The organism is Mucilaginibacter ximonensis (assembly GCF_042686265.1).
In the GTDB taxonomy this organism is placed as follows: domain Bacteria; phylum Bacteroidota; class Bacteroidia; order Sphingobacteriales; family Sphingobacteriaceae; genus Mucilaginibacter; species Mucilaginibacter ximonensis.
Genome location: NZ_JBHUPD010000002.1, coordinates 1,366,484 through 1,381,007 on the forward strand (window position 1 = coordinate 1,366,484; position 14,524 = coordinate 1,381,007).

12 protein-coding genes are annotated in these 14,524 nt (G+C 43.0%); 2 read left to right on the top strand and 10 right to left on the bottom strand.

From position 1 onward, the window contains the following. Positions 1 to 7: 7 nt before the first annotated feature. The 4 genes from ACFS5N_RS13620 to ACFS5N_RS13635 are packed head-to-tail and all read right to left on the bottom strand — an operon-like array spanning position 8 to position 4,551. Positions 8 to 1,120 carry a carboxypeptidase-like regulatory domain-containing protein gene (locus tag ACFS5N_RS13620; protein ID WP_377186407.1) on the bottom strand — a complete coding sequence of 371 codons (1,113 nt, stop codon included), beginning with the start codon at positions 1,118 to 1,120 and terminating at the stop codon, positions 8 to 10. After that, entirely contained in the window at positions 1,117 to 2,226 is a 1,110-nt protein-coding gene (locus ACFS5N_RS13625; RefSeq protein ID WP_377186410.1) for a carboxypeptidase-like regulatory domain-containing protein, read from the bottom strand. The genes ACFS5N_RS13620 and ACFS5N_RS13625 overlap by 4 nt, the downstream gene beginning before the upstream one ends. A 1-nt stretch (position 2,227) precedes the next feature. After that, positions 2,228 to 3,343 (bottom strand): carboxypeptidase-like regulatory domain-containing protein, encoded by a 1,116-nt coding sequence (locus ACFS5N_RS13630; protein WP_377186413.1) that lies wholly within the window; start codon positions 3,341 to 3,343, stop codon positions 2,228 to 2,230. After that, positions 3,340 to 4,551: a carboxypeptidase-like regulatory domain-containing protein gene (locus ACFS5N_RS13635; RefSeq protein ID WP_377186416.1), complete on the bottom strand. Its 1,212-nt coding sequence runs from the start codon at positions 4,549 to 4,551 to the stop codon at positions 3,340 to 3,342. Before ACFS5N_RS13635 ends, ACFS5N_RS13630 begins: the two co-directional genes overlap by 4 nt. 288 nt (positions 4,552 to 4,839) lie before the next feature. Between ACFS5N_RS13635 and ACFS5N_RS13640 the strand changes: the two genes are divergently transcribed. Then, positions 4,840 to 6,693, top strand: a complete 1,854-nt coding sequence (locus ACFS5N_RS13640) for a chloride channel protein (RefSeq protein WP_377186419.1) — start codon at positions 4,840 to 4,842, stop codon at positions 6,691 to 6,693. A gap of 161 nt (positions 6,694 to 6,854) precedes the next feature. Further along, positions 6,855 to 7,931 carry an alpha/beta hydrolase family protein gene (locus ACFS5N_RS13645; RefSeq protein WP_377186422.1) on the top strand — a complete coding sequence of 359 codons (1,077 nt, stop codon included), beginning with the start codon at positions 6,855 to 6,857 and terminating at the stop codon, positions 7,929 to 7,931. A gap of 4 nt (positions 7,932 to 7,935) precedes the next feature. On the opposite strand, the gene ACFS5N_RS13650 is transcribed toward ACFS5N_RS13645, so the two are convergent. From ACFS5N_RS13650 to ACFS5N_RS13675, 6 genes are all read right to left on the bottom strand, one after another. Further along, the gene (locus ACFS5N_RS13650) at positions 7,936 to 8,706 is read right to left on the bottom strand and encodes a GLPGLI family protein (RefSeq protein WP_377186425.1); all 771 of its coding nucleotides are present in this window, start codon (positions 8,704 to 8,706) and stop codon (positions 7,936 to 7,938) included. 8 nt (positions 8,707 to 8,714) lie between these two features. Next, entirely contained in the window at positions 8,715 to 11,504 is a 2,790-nt protein-coding gene (locus tag ACFS5N_RS13655) for an outer membrane beta-barrel protein (RefSeq protein ID WP_377186428.1), read from the bottom strand. Positions 11,505 to 11,715: 211 nt separating this feature from the next. Then, entirely contained in the window at positions 11,716 to 12,402 is a 687-nt protein-coding gene (locus ACFS5N_RS13660; RefSeq protein ID WP_377186431.1) for a GIN domain-containing protein, read from the bottom strand. Next, a complete protein-coding gene (locus tag ACFS5N_RS13665; protein WP_377186434.1) occupies positions 12,386 to 12,775 on the bottom strand; it encodes a GntR family transcriptional regulator in 390 nt (129 codons plus the stop codon). Before ACFS5N_RS13665 ends, ACFS5N_RS13660 begins: the two co-directional genes overlap by 17 nt. Positions 12,776 to 12,777: 2 nt before the next feature. Further along, positions 12,778 to 13,560, bottom strand: a complete 783-nt coding sequence (locus ACFS5N_RS13670) for a hypothetical protein (protein WP_377186437.1) — start codon at positions 13,558 to 13,560, stop codon at positions 12,778 to 12,780. Further along, complete coding sequence (locus tag ACFS5N_RS13675) at positions 13,544 to 14,392, bottom strand: ABC transporter ATP-binding protein (protein ID WP_377186439.1); 849 nt, start codon at positions 14,390 to 14,392, stop codon at positions 13,544 to 13,546. The genes ACFS5N_RS13670 and ACFS5N_RS13675 overlap by 17 nt, the downstream gene beginning before the upstream one ends. Between the last annotated feature and the right edge of the window lie 132 nt (positions 14,393 to 14,524).

Genomic DNA, 14,524 nt, shown 5'->3' on the forward strand with positions numbered 1-14,524 from the left:
AAATATATCAATTTTTTGCCGGTGGCTGATACTCAAACGGCAGCTGATCGCCTACGCGGTATTTGGCCAGGTCGCCTTCAATTAAAAAGTCGCGGAAATCGCGGTGGGCGCCTCGTCTGTCTATTATAGCCTCATTTGCATGTAGCGAAATAATGGTCATCCAAGGTCCTACAGTCCGCATTTTAACAATAGGCGTGGCAACAGACCTGGGATAGCGGGCAATATCGACTTCTGCAGACCGGGCTTTTAGCGGATCGTAAGTAAACAGCAGCTTTTCAAATTTAAAAGCTACAAAAGAGGTATCTATAGTCCGAACCAACGAATCAAATCCCACAGCGCGGTCGTCATATATACATAGAGACCCTATAGGATGTGGGCCAAAAATGTAGTTGATCACAAAACCTTCTTTTAAAACCGTATTCTGATAAACCGAGCGTAAAAAATGCATGAATGAACCCCGATAAGCTTCTAAACGGTTTTTATCCCATTTCTTCTGCATTTTAGCAGTGCCCTTCATCGGTTCAAAACTGGTTTCGCCGTCATACAGGGTAACATCGGTTTTGGCGTTGTAACCAAAATTTTTTAAAAGATATTTAATGCGATAGCCCAAATTGGGGTTTTCAATAATCAAAAAGTCATCGGCATCGGCCAGCAACAGGCCCTTTTCTGTGCTGAAGTTTATTACATGCGGGTTGACAATAATGCAGTCGTTCGCATTTTTTGTTTTACCTAAAAAAGCTTCTCTGAATGTTTTAAAGCGGGCGTCAAAATTGTCTTTGCCAATATTAACCTGTTTTAATACTGTTTGCTTTGTCTTAAGTTTAATATTAATGTTGGTTGATTTCCCCGTAACAGAAGCGGGCTGCGAATAAGCGAAATAGCCAATCATAGTTACCGTTAATTGATAGTTGCCGGCATCTAGATGGTCAAATCTGAAACTGCCCTGGTCATCACATATCGTAATTTTTTGCGAACCACTAATAAAAACGGTAGCGCTTTTTAGCGGTGTGTTATTCTCGTCAGTGACTTTTCCCGATATGGAGAAATCATCTTGTGCCGAAGCTGTCAATCGCGTTAGCAACAAAAGACAAAGTGATAAGGTTAAGTACAAGGTTTTCATGGTGTAACAAGGGTTAGGTTTGGCGGCTGATACTCAAACGGCAGCTGATCGCCAACCCGGTTGGCGCCGAGGCTGCCTTCAACCAAAAAATCCCGGTAGTCGCGATGAGCGCCGTTTTGGTCAATAATAGCTTCTTCGTTAAAGAGCGTAATCTGAGTAATATCATTGTCTACAAGCCTCTCTTTTAATACCGGTGTGGTAATATTGGTTTGAATAGTTTTAGCCCGGCTGGGGTCGTAACTGTATAACAGGCGCTTAAAACGAAGGCCAACGAATGATGAATCCACTATTCGCCTTAAAGTATCAAAAGCTACCGGCCTTGCATCGTAGGTTATTATTGGCGGGTTACTGTCATCACGTTCAAGTATCGGGTTTATAATAAAGCCTTCTCTTAACACCCGGTTGCGGTAAACTGAACGTAAAAAATGCATCAGCGAACCTTTATAAGCTGCCAACCGGTTCTTGTCCCATGTGGCCTGCATTTGTGGAGTACCTTTCATGGGTTCAAAATTAGTTTCGCCGGTATATAAGGTGATGCCGGTATTGGAGTTATAACTAAATTGCTTTAAGAGATATTTAATGCGATAGCCCAGCCTTGGGTTTTCAATAATCAGGAAATCACTGGCATCGGCAAATAATATCTTTTTTTTGGTAGAAAAGTTTAGCACCCTTGGATTTATAATGGTGCAGGCTCTGCCATTTTTGGTTTTGCCCAGAAATAGCTCCTTAAATGTTTGGTAGTGTTTTTCAAAGTTGTCCTTTCCGCCAATACGTACCTCGGCCAACTGGTTATCTTGTATTTTAAGCTGAATATCTACATGTGCCGATTTATTCTGTATAGCAACGTTTTGCGAAAAAGTGACGTAGCCTATCATGGTTACCGTAAGCTGGTAATTGCCCACGTTTAAATGCTCAAATTTAAAATGGCCCCCGGCATCGCACATCATGATCTTTTGAGAGCCGCTTATAAACACGGTAGCGCTTTTTAATGGAGCGCCTTTATCATCGGTGACATTGCCCGAGATTGCGTAATTACCTTGCCCCGACGCCGCAGAACCAGTGAGCAGTAAAACGAAAAGAGAAAATATAAAAAAGAATGGTTTCATGTTATTTAAATGCTGCAACCGGCGGTTGATATTCAAAAGGTAATTGATCGCCCACACGTTTTTTAATCCAGTCGCCCATAATCAGGAAAGTAGTAAAATAGCCGGTAGGCACGTTGCCGCGGGCATCTACCGTTGCTTCTTTAGGAAATAAGTAAAGTTTAGACTCATAATGCGGTGGTTTGACGGTCAATCCTAGTTTTTCTATTGCTTGAATCGAAGTCGAATCCTGTGATTTTTTTAATTGCCTGATCGCTTTTTTTGGATCGTATTCTACATAGATCGCCCGGTAGTCGCTTTTATTATAAGGCATAAAATCACCATTATGAGGCGAATTAAAATTGACCATATACCTGGTGTAACGCATGTCGTTGCCGATGATGTTATTAACTATAAAACCTTCCTGTAAAGCAGTATTGGTAAAGGCCGCTCTAAAAAATTGCATCATAGAGCCCCCGTAGGTTTCCAGTCGGTTTTTTGCCCATTGTTGCTTTTGTGCGTCGGTGCCGGGCAGTTCTTCAAAAACTGCATCACCATCATAGGCGGTATTTATGGTGTTTTGCAAATGCCTGAACGATTTTAGCATATATTTTATGCGATAGCCAAGCCTTTTATTTTCAATGATCAAAAACTCGTCGGCATCGGCATAAAGATTTTTATCTTTTGTGCTGAAGTTGATCACTTCGGGGTTTATAATTTTGCACGAATCGGCATTTATAGTACTTCCTAACAGCTCTTTGGTAAAAAGCGCCAGGTACTGTGCTGAACGATCTTTACCGCCGATGTTAACTTGCTTTAGTCGTGTCTGGTTGATTTTTAGCTTGATGTTAAGTTCAGGGAAATTGGTTTGTACCGGGAAATGATGGCTGAACTGAAGGTAGCCCACCATGGTAACATTGAGCTGGTAATTACCGGCATCAAGGTGGTCAAACCTAAAATAACCATCAGCATTGGTAGCGGTAATTTTGGTGGTATTGCTGATAAACACTGTAGCTCCGCTTAAAGGGTTTCCTTTCTCGTCAGTAACTTTGCCGGCGATAGACAGGCCGCCCTGCGCCGAGGCCATAAATCGCGTTAGCAATAAAATAAAAAGCAATATGGTAAAGCAGGGGCTTTTCATGGTGCGGCGGGTGGTATGTATTCAAAAGGCAATTGATCGCCGACGCGCAAATAGGTCCAGTCGCCTTTTAACAGAAAGCTTAGAAAATAGCCCGAAAATACGCGTCCGTGCGCATCAATGGTAATGGCTTTGACATAGGGCAGCAGGTCAGTCCTATAGGTAGGGTTTTCGCTTTGTGTTGGCGAATGCGTTAAAATTAATCTACCTGTTTGGCCCGCCTCGTTTAAAGCATCGTCTATCTCTCCCTGTTCCCAAGCCCTCTGCATTAAAGCTGAATCAGCCACAAGCGTAAGGCCCTGGTTTATACTTTGTGGTTGCTTCAATATCTGCGCAGCTTTTTGCAGGTTGTAAGTAATCTGTAACCCGGTAAGTTTTAACGAAACAAAATTGAGGCCTGCTTTGGTAACCAGCGAATCTACTTTAATAGGGCTAATGTTAACCAGGACTTTGTCGCCTTGTTTATAAAGCTGCCGTGTAATAAAGCCTTCCTGTTGTGTGGTATTGGCAAAAACCGACCGCAGATAATGCATCACTGATCCGTTATAAACATGCAGCCTGTTCTTCGCCCAGTGTTCTTTCTGGCTCTTGCTGCCTTGCATCTCTTCAAATACTACCTCGCCGTCGTAAGCAGTAACCTGGGCTTGCTTGTTATACTGGAAAGTTTTAAGCAGATATTTAATACGATAACCCAGGTTAGGGTTTTCAATGATCAGGAAATCATCGGCACCGGCCACTAATAAATTTTTTTGCGTGCTGAAGTTAAGCACTTCCGGGTTGATGATTTTGCACGCTAACCCGTTGGGTGTAACCCCCAGAAAGTGCTTTTTAAATATCTCCAGATTTGCGTTCCGGTTTTTTTCGCCGCCAATATTCACCTGCTTTAACGCAACCGGTTTAATCTTTAAAATAAACTCCAGGTTTACCGACTCATCCTGCAGCATCAGGTCTTTTCTTTCGGTATTATAACCGATCATTTGTACGGACACATGATATGAACCAGGGCCGGGCATCACAAGCCTGAAAACACCATCGTCGTTTGTAGCAGTAGCTATCTGGCTGCCGTCGACAAACACGGTAGCACCTGGAAGGGGCTTTTGGCTCTCGTCAGTCACCTTACCGCCAATAACATAGTTGGCCTGGGCGCGTACAAACGTTACGGTCAGTATTAAATTAAGAAATATCAGGCCACCAAAAATCAATGATCTCATAAGGCGTATCAGGTTTTTTAGGAATTCGGTTCAGTGAACGTGGCATTAACTAGTAATGATAGTTTAAAATTAGATTTTTTTTTACGCTGCCTCAAATAATGCTACTGACTTTTAGTGCTGTTTTTAAACTACTTCTCTGGTATTAGTTTATATGATTTTAATCATTCTAAATTGTAATAAATAGCGTATTTAATTGTTTTATATATTATATAAGCAATACTTTTGCAGAAAATTCCAAAAGCGCAAATCGATCTCTCCGATCGTTACACGCATTTCGCTCTTTTAAACATGAAAAACGCAGACGCATCTAATGGACTTCCTGTTTCGCCATTATTGAACAGTTTAGAATCAGCCGGGGGTGATACCAAAAAGCCCTTAATTGTAAAAGGCCGCTTATTAACCATTTGCGGTTACTGCCTTGCAGTAGCTATAGCGGTAAGCTTTATTGCTAAGTTTTTGGTATCGCTTATAAACCTGGTAACTAATATTGCTTTTTTCGGCTCATTTAGCATAGGCTTTAACAGTCCGGCTAATAATCATTTAGGCATTTGGGTAATGGTGGTACCGGTTATAGGCGGCCTGGTTGTGGGTTTAATGGCGCTGTATGGATCAAAGGCCATCAGGGGCCATGGTATCCCTGAGGCTATGGAGCAGATACTGGTGAATGAGAGTAACATTAAACCTGCTATCACCATATTAAAACCTGTTTCGTCGGCTATTGCTATTGGTACCGGGGGGCCGTTTGGCGCAGAGGGCCCCATCATTGCAACTGGCGGTGCATTAGGTTCAACCATCGGGCAAATATTTAAAGTAACTTCAAACGAGCGCAAGATCATACTGGCAGCCGGCGCGACAGCCGGTATGTCAGCCATATTTGGCACGCCTATCGCCGCTATTTTTCTGGCGATTGAATTATTGTTGTTTGAATTTTCGCCGCGGGCGATATTGCCGGTGGCGCTGGCTTGTATTACGGGTGCGGCCGGCCATCATTTTCTGTTTGAATCCGGGCCGGTATTCCCCATGCCTGATGTGGCCATGCCTTCAAACCAGGCGCTGCTTATTTACAGCATCATGGGTATTTTTGTCGGTTTCCTGTCGTTAGGCATTACTAAAATTGTTTATTGGGTTGAAGATAATTTTGAGCATCTGCCTGTACATTGGGCATTATGGCCCGCAATTGGCGGTTTAGCTGTTGGTGTTATAGGTTATTTCTTTCCGCATACTTTAGGTGTAGGTTACGATAATATCACCGGCATACTGTCTGGAAGCTGGCCTTTAACATTGGTGCTTACGCTGTGTATTTTTAAATTTTTGTCGTGGGCCATTGCCTTGGGCAGCGGCACCTCGGGCGGTACGCTGGCGCCGTTAATGACTATGGGCGGTGCGGCAGGCGCGGTTATCGGCATGGTTATCTTAAAGATCTATCCGGATGCCGGTATCAACATCCCGTTATCGGCGTTAATCGGGATGTCGGCTATGTTTGCGGGCGCATCAAGAGCTTATTTAACCAGCATTGTTTTTGCTTTGGAGGCTACCATGCAGTCAAACGCTTTGTTGCCTTTGCTGGGCGCTTGTACGGGTGCTTATATTGTTTCCTTCTTTTTGATGGAGAACACCATCATGACAGAAAAGATCGTTCGGCGCGGCCTGTCAGTACCTGATTCATTCAGCCCCGACCTGCTGCAAAAAATAACCGTTGCAGAAGTTGTAAAAGGTAAAGAAAGCCTCATCAGTACTGAAACCAGTATAGCCGATATTCAAACCTGGATCAGCAGCAATCACCGTGACGAAAGCCAGTTTGTTGTGGTAAATGAAAAGGGGGAGTATGCAGGCATTATCCGCCTGGCGGATATTTATGGTGTGGTTGCAACAAATCAACCCGTAAAAAATATTCTGCCCGAAAAAATAAATGCCTCAGTAAGCGGCGAAGACGCATTAAGCAAGGCCATAGAGCGCATGTCAAAAAATGGTGTCGAGGTATTACCGGTGCTTACGCACAATGTGGTGAGCGGTGTATTATCGTACAAAGACATCATTAACGCGTATACCCAACACATTGAAAAAAACGAATATGCACACGTAAAGATTTCGCTAAAACGCCGACGTATGAAAATGATGGTAAAAAGCAGGCACGCGAATTAAGATTTTAACGAATATAAATTAAAGGGGCGCAGTGTGACAGCCCCTTTTTTTATTTGCCACTTGTCATCCTGAGCAAAGTATTGAAACTGCGTTGTAACAATCGGCATACAAAATCATAGCCCAAAGCTTTAATGGTATATTTATCAACCAATTAAATAGCCATGTCTCAAATTAACTTTAAAGCCCTTGTGTTTTTTCTTTTGCTGTCGATACCGGTTGCGCAGGTACTTGCTCAAGTGCCGCAGTACTTACCCGTTCAACAGGTACGCAAAGATTTTAAAGCGCTGCTTGATCGCCCGAAGGTTGCCCCCAAACCCGAGTTCACTACCGTACGTAAAGATTCGATACAGGTAGATCGTGGTTTTATTTATACCGAGGCTAATGAGCGCATGCCCATACTGATCTACAAACCAGTACGAGCAGAGCAAACTAAATTGCCGATAGCGATATTTCTGCACGGCACGGGTGGCAACAAAGACGGTGGAGAGACTAAAGGCTTGTTTACTCGCCTTGCTAAAGCAGGTATTATGGGCGTAGCTATTGATGCACGTTATCACGGTCAGCGCATTGCGGGCGGTGCGCATGGATCAAAAGAATATGCTGAGGCTGCCTATCAGGCCTTTAAAACTAACGATGCAACTCATCACGCTTATCCATTTCTGTACGATACATCCTATGACCTGTGGCGATTGGTTGACTACCTGGTTAGCCGCGCCGATGTAAAAGCCGATCGTATTGGCATGGGCGGTATCTCAATGGGCGGTATTGAAACCTGGATGGCCGCAGCTGTAGATACCCGTATTTATGCTTCGGTATTGGGTATATCGGTACAAAGCTTCAAATGGTCGCTCGAAAATGATCAATGGCAGGGCAGGGCAGGTACCATCGGCGAAGCCCATACAAAAGCCGCGCACGATCTGGGCGACTTGGCCATAAACCAGCATAATGTAAAAGCGGTTTGGAATAAGATACTGCCCGGTATCACCGGAGAGTTTGATTGCCCGTCGATGTTGCGCCTGCTGGCGCCCCGCCCGGTTTTAATTTTGAGTAAAGACAAAGACCAGAACAACCCGTATCCGGGTGCACAGATTGGCTTTGAATCAATCACCGAAGCTTATGAAAAAGCCAATGCCGCTGATAAGCTGGATATTGAAGTACAACCTAACCTGGGGCATGTGTTTAATGCAAAAGATATGGATTTAACTTACCAGTTTTTTTGCAAATACCTGCTTAACTAAACCGTCACAAAGTAAAGGCCTTAAGGTAGGCGTGTCCCCAGGTGCCCCAATCGGCCACGGTTTTGTTCAGTGTTTCTTTGAACGATTGCTTGTTTACGGGCTTACCTTTTTTAGGCGGCACTATCTCCGTTTCAGGGATGGTGGTATCTGTAACTTTGGTGGCTATCCATGACACGTTTTCGTGCGGCAGCGCCACCTCGAGTATCATACCCGGCAGGCCGGTAAATGATTCGGGTCCGCCGGTAACCAGTATTTTGTCGGTATAAAACGCAACAACGTAAATTGAGTCCATCATTATTGCATTTGCACGGCGGCAAGTGTAGCCGGCAATCTCGCGGGTTTCGTCGGTTATTTTCCAGTTGATCTTACGGGTGGTGTCTTTAAGCAGAAAGGTTTGCTCAAAAACCACTTTTTGCGCAGTGCTCATGCCGGTATTAAAATCTGAATAGATGGTATTAAACTGTGTCGCCATCTGCAAATCAAACCAGCCGTTACGCTTTTCGTCTTCGTCAACTACCGGTGTAAAAAGCGTTTTGTTATTGCCGAATTTAAGTGTGCTCTTCAAAACTTTAAATTGCGAATTTGATTTTTGGAAATCTTCAAAAGGCTTGGCCAGCCAGTCTTCATTGTCTTTATTGATCTCCTTGCGTATCAAAGCATACATATTACATTTTTTTTCATACTCGATAATACCTGATGAGGTGAAGTGAGTTTGCGCCAGGCACATGCCTGTCAGCATAAAAAAACAGCAAATGGTTATGATAAAGTTTTTCATAAGGTTGGTTATTTGGCAGTACCGGCACTCATTTTTGAAAAATCGTACGATACGGTTAACATGAAATATCTTTTGATAGCGGTATATCTTTCCTCAGTAATAATGCCGCCGTTGGCATTACGGTTAAAGTTTTGGTTCTGGTTAAGGATGTCGTTAACACGGCCAGTTATTTTTAAACTTTTTTCTTTAAAAAAGGCTTTGGTTACATAAGCATTCAATAAAACCCGGCTAAACCCTTGTGGCAGGGCGGCGGTTTTGGCTGTATAATCATATTGACCATCTTCTCCGATCTGGAAGTTGTGCGGCAGGTATACAGAGCCCCAGCTCTGTGCAGTGAAGCCGCGGCCGTTACTGTTAAAAGCGTTTTGCAGTGAGCTTTGATTAATACTGTAGCTTGGCCCGGCAGATATATAGAAGTCGTATTTATTCTCTTTATACCTGCTTATACGTAAGCCCCCGCTGTAGTTATTGTTTTGGGTAGTGTTTAACTGGGTCACCGCGGTAACGGCGTTGGTAACCATGTTGTAACTGGTACTGCCGTATATGTCGCCGTATATACCTACATTAAAGTTTTTCACCTTACGGCTATAATTTAAATAGGTGCTAAAATTATGTGGCGATTTCCCGCCCAGATTAAAGTATTGCACGGTGGTTTTACCGACGGCATCGGTCGAGGTATTGTTTACTATGGGGTTTGTAGTGAAGCTATATCTGCCCGAGATGTAAAATTCTTCGCCCCCTATTATCTGGTAGGTGTTGTATGACAGGTTAAAATTGTTACTAAACGAGGGTGTCAAACCGGTATTACCCAAAATAACATACAGCGGATTTGTATTATCTTTTACCGGTTGTATCTGGCTGATGCTGGGCTGCGTAGTATTACCATTGTAGCCTGCTCTTAACGAGCGCTGCTGCGAAAATTTATATACAAAGCTAGCCTGTGGCATCCAGTTAATAAACTGACGTTTCAGGTCATTACCGGTATAGATATTTAGCTGGTCAAAAGATACGTCTGCAGCCTTTGTGCCAATGTTAACCATAGTTTTGCCTTTGTTGTAGTTAAATATGGCGCCGGCCTGATGTGAAATCTGGTTTAGTTTGAAAAAGTTACTCAATGAATCAACCAGGACGTTATACGGCCCGCCGGGCGTGGCCTTACTATAGGCCCGTTGGTCTGAGCTTGAACGGTTTACATCAAAGCCATAATTAACTACAATGGTCAGCCCTTTTATAATGGGCTCGGTATAGGTAAAGTTTGAGTTAAACAGGTTGTTTTTATTGGATGATGTTTTGTGCTGATCAGTTAACTGGGTATTGCTTAAAACACCGGCGTCATTAAAATATTCCAGGTTTGATTTCAGGAAGCTTGAGCCCTCAATATCCTCTGATGAACCGCCGGCATACACAGATAGCGTACGTCCTTTTTTCTTTAATTTTTTGGTGAAGAAAATATTAGCCTCAAGCTTATGGTCATCGTTACTGCCAATGTTGCTTGTGTTGTTTAAGTTAAGCAGCGTATTATCTCCGCGCCGGCTGGTATCGGCACTAAGTAGGCTACTTTTGTTGTTTTTGTAAGTTCCGGTGGCGTTAATCTTTAAATTGGCTGTTGTGTCCAGCGCAATTTCAAGTTTAGCATCCAGCTTTTCACGAAAGTTAGATCTGTGATCTGTCTGACTGCTTTTGCTATTGATCACCCTGTCGGGCAAGTTGTTTTGCGTAATGGTGCTTTGGTTTCCGTCAATAGCCAGCTCGCCGACTTTGTAATTGGTATTTACCGAGTATTTGTCTTTGTCCCATTTGTTATCATAATGCACACCGCCCGTGGTAGCTTTAGGTAAACCGCGCCCGCTATAATAAAGGTCGTCGCCACCGTAAGAAAAATAAAAGCCGCCGCCGTCCATCATTTCTATATTGTTGTCATCACCATACTTCTGTGCGTCGTCCCAGTTAAGGCCGGTAGTGCCGTTGTTTGAACCAATGCCGTAAACAGAAATCTTTTCCTTATTCTGAAATTTATTATACATCAGCTGGCCCGAGTAATATTTATCCGTACCCTGGCCCGCTATTGCTTTACCAAAGTAGCCCGCCTTTTTGCCGTCTTTTAATTTAATGTTCAGGGTTTTTACAGCCTTGTCATCGTCTACGCCGGTAAAGGTAGCCTGATCGCTTTTTTTGTCGTACAACTGTACTTTGTCAACCATATCAGCACGAATGTTTTTGGTAACCAGCGTAGGGTCGTCGCCAAAAAACTCTTCGCCGTCCAGTAATACTTTGCCAACTTTTTGTCCCTGAGCGGTGATCTTGCCATCCTTATCCACCTGTATGCCCGGAAATTGTTTAATCAGGTCTTCTACCTTGTCATTAGGCTGTATAACATAGGCCCTGGCGTTAAATTCGGTGGTGTCGCCTTTTATTTTAATTGCTCTTACCTCGCCTTTAATAATTACGTCATGCAATAGTCGCGATGCCAGGGTCATGCTTACCCGGTCAAAATCATGCTGCGGGTTTTTCTCATCCAGTGTAAAGCCTTCAGAATAATCTGCATAACCGGGATAGGACATCAGCAGGATGAACTTACCGGCATTAAGGTTGTCCAGATTAAATGAACCGTCTGCTTTAGCGCGGGTAAATTTTTGCAAGGTTGAATCTTTAGCGTTGAGTACCATTACAGTGGCGTTGTGAAGCGGTTGTTTTTCGGCCGTATCAACGGCGTACCCTTTAACGCTGTAAGTGCTTTGTGCGCGGCTGATAAAGCTAATGAACGTAAAAAATGCCATCAGCCAGATAGTGATTTTCATCAGGGATAAGGTTTTTAAAAGTAGATCTAAGGTATAACTAGGTTTTTAGTAGGACAAGCGTTTTAACATTTCTTAACGAATTTTAACAATTCATCGAAAAACGCATATAAGACGTAATATTTCTGCCTTCGTTACGGATTTTAGAAAAAAATGCCTCCTCGTGCTGAGGAGGCATTGAGGTGAAGGTTTAGGATTGAAGTTATGGGTTAAGCTAGCGTATTTGATGCCAAACAGCGCCAGATAGTGTTACCTGAGAACTATCATCAAGTTTGTAGTTAACTTTACGCATTTTTATTTTTCCAATATCCAGGCGGCTGCCATTACGAATGTCAAAATCAGCGGTGTCTGCATTGCCGTTACCTCCAATGTTTAACAAGCCGTCCCACATAATCATCTTAATCTTTTTAACATCAACAGGCGTAAGGTTAATAATACCCGGCGCGCTGTTTTCTAAACGCACAGAATCCTGATTGAAAATGCCCATCGTTAAAGACCCGGATTCATAGATAACTTTATCGCCCGGACTAATCGCCCTTGTGAGCTCATTTAATCGTGGGCATCTGATGTGGATTCCGTAGGCTTGATTCCTGTCATCGCTGTTGCTTTTTTTGAAATTGATTTTTAAAATGTGGTTTTTAACGGTAAAAATCAAGTCGTTTTGTGCCGATTTGTCAACCCATATTTCGAACTTGCTGCCTGAGGTAATGTCTGTAAAAGTTTTATATGATGTGTAGTCTTCAATAACATCAAAATCTTCTACAGGTATAAGTACATCGCCATAATGCGGACTTTTATAATCGCCTTTTTTGTATTCTGCGCGCAGTGCCATATCAAACGATACCATTGATATAATGGCCAGTACTAATATGGCTACGAGAAATTTATTGCTTGTTTTCATTTTGAACGTCTTTAGTTTTTTTGAAGTTTTCGTAGTATTTCAATATCTGCTCCGGCTCAATGTCCAGCAGGTACAGGCTGTTTAAAAAGCCGGGTAGTTCCTGCTGCAAAAAGCGCTCGCGTCTTATAGCTTTTATGTGCGGTATGGCATCGGCAGCTACAAATAAACCCAGTCCGCGCTTGTTAAATACAATCTCTTTTTGCTGCAGATATTCATAGGTGCGCATTACGGTGTTAGGGTTTACCTGCAGCTCAGTCGCCAGTTCGCGCACCGAGGGTATCTTGGCTTCGGGCAGCCACTTACCCAGGGTGATATGCTCACTCACGTAGTCGGCTATTTGCAGGTATATCGCCTCTTTATCTTTAAAATTCATGGCTAAACCTGTTTTTCTTTGAGCTTATAAAAAGTACTCGTTAGTAATAAAACGATGATTAATCCAAAAATTGCCCAGTTGACGATGTAAGGGCCAGAGCCTAATGTTAAACCGTAGCTATTGCCGTTTACATAAATATCACTTTGAAAAAACAAAGAATTTGATGAAAAACTACCGCCACTTATTAACCACATGACAATTTTATTGATGAGGCTGGCTCCCAGAAAAACAATAAAGAAAACAAAAGCTGTTTTTATAAAGTGCAGGCTATTAAAGTAAATAGCCCCCCAAAAGCAAACAATTTGAAATACAGCAAACATAACAAGCGCGAAAGCTCCGGGCGTTTCGATGCTTAGCAGATCAAGCATTTTATTGGGGTTCTGGATGATTCTTGAGTGGCTCATGCTCAGTACCAGGGCGTCTACACCAAAAAAGCAGCAAGTGGCAACTAGCAGAAAAATTGGGCAGGTATATAACCAGGCTACCAAAAAACGCTCCAATGCCGAAACCGGCAAGGTTAAAGGCAAGGTGGCTTTTTTCCTGTCGCCCAGATCAGAAAAAATGGTACTTGTAAATATGCTGCCGCCCAGCCATATCAGAAACAAATACATGCCGTATTGGTAGCCCTGGCTCAGCCATCCAGTACCTATAAGCCCAGTTAGGCCCAGGCCTACAAAAACAATACCTATGGCTACTGCCAATGATATCAGGTATGTGCGGCCGTGGTCGATAGTGTGCTTTTTAAAGTACCAGCCAAAGCGGGTTAGATTAAATGTGTTGTTCATGGCCGGTTTGGTTTAATAAAGTGATAAGGTTTGGGTTGTTATTGATTATAGCATTAAACAGCAGCTCCATATCTACTTTGGTGTAACTGCTATCTGTGTTTTGAGTGATGGCATTAAGGCCGCTGATGTTTTGTTCGGCATAAATGTACCCGGTACTGTCGGCCGGGATAATGCCAAAGTTTAGCTTCTCGCTGATCTGATCAAGTGTCTGGTCAAGTATGATGTGGTTGTTGTGTAATACCAAAACCGTATCGATCAGGTTATCCAGATCGCGCACCTGATGAGTCGAGATTATAAGGCACCGCTCGTCGGTTAATGCCGACGCTACCAGTTTTCTGAATTGTGCTTTTGAGGGGATGTCCAAACCGTTGGTAGGCTCGTCCATAATCATTAAAGCCGTATTAGTTGCTAAGGCAAAAGCTATGTAAGCCTTTTTTTGCTGGCCCAGTGATAATTTTGTTAACTCCCTGTCGCAAGGGATATCAAAATCTGTTAATAGCTTTTCGAACTGCAGGTTGTCAAACTTAGGGTAAAAATGCCCGGTGCTTCTCGCAAATTGTTTAGCGGTGATTGGGGGCAGGTAAATATCCTCCGGAACAAAAAACAAATCCTGCAAAAATGAAGGATTACGCTTTGACGCCACTTCGTTATTTACAATACAGGTGCCTGACCATGGTGCAGCCAACCCTGCTATGTTTTTTAAGAGGGAAGATTTGCCGGCGCCATTCATGCCCAACAGCCCGTAAATACGCCCGGGCTTTAACGAAAGATTCAAGTTGTCAAACAATTTATGCTTGCCGTAACCGAATGATAAGTGAGTGATTTCAATCATGTTTAGGTGTATTAGTTAAATAGTACACTACAAATGTAGATCAATAAACCGGATTTCAAAATTTTTCTGAAAAAAATATTTCATATAGCTGTAAGTCGAAGAAAATTTCAGGGCTTAATTCCAATAAAGAAG

Excerpts from the sequence above, each read along its gene's own strand:
- ACFS5N_RS13650 (WP_377186425.1), bottom strand. The coding sequence starts at position 8,706 with ATGAAAAACTTTATCATAACCATTTGCTGTTTTTTTATGCTGACAGGC.
- ACFS5N_RS13620 (WP_377186407.1), bottom strand. The coding sequence starts at position 1,120 with ATGAAAACCTTGTACTTAACCTTATCACTTTGTCTTTTGTTGCTAACG.
- ACFS5N_RS13640 (WP_377186419.1), top strand. The coding sequence starts at position 4,840 with ATGAAAAACGCAGACGCATCTAATGGACTTCCTGTTTCGCCATTATTG.
- ACFS5N_RS13630 (WP_377186413.1), bottom strand. The coding sequence starts at position 3,343 with ATGAAAAGCCCCTGCTTTACCATATTGCTTTTTATTTTATTGCTAACG.
- ACFS5N_RS13660 (WP_377186431.1), bottom strand. The coding sequence starts at position 12,402 with ATGAAAACAAGCAATAAATTTCTCGTAGCCATATTAGTACTGGCCATT.
- ACFS5N_RS13645 (WP_377186422.1), top strand. The coding sequence starts at position 6,855 with ATGTCTCAAATTAACTTTAAAGCCCTTGTGTTTTTTCTTTTGCTGTCG.
- ACFS5N_RS13670 (WP_377186437.1), bottom strand. The coding sequence starts at position 13,560 with ATGAACAACACATTTAATCTAACCCGCTTTGGCTGGTACTTTAAAAAG.
- ACFS5N_RS13665 (WP_377186434.1), bottom strand. The coding sequence starts at position 12,775 with ATGAATTTTAAAGATAAAGAGGCGATATACCTGCAAATAGCCGACTAC.
- ACFS5N_RS13675 (WP_377186439.1), bottom strand. The coding sequence starts at position 14,392 with ATGATTGAAATCACTCACTTATCATTCGGTTACGGCAAGCATAAATTG.
- ACFS5N_RS13635 (WP_377186416.1), bottom strand. The coding sequence starts at position 4,551 with ATGAGATCATTGATTTTTGGTGGCCTGATATTTCTTAATTTAATACTG.
- ACFS5N_RS13655 (WP_377186428.1), bottom strand. The coding sequence starts at position 11,504 with ATGAAAATCACTATCTGGCTGATGGCATTTTTTACGTTCATTAGCTTT.
- ACFS5N_RS13625 (WP_377186410.1), bottom strand. The coding sequence starts at position 2,226 with ATGAAACCATTCTTTTTTATATTTTCTCTTTTCGTTTTACTGCTCACT.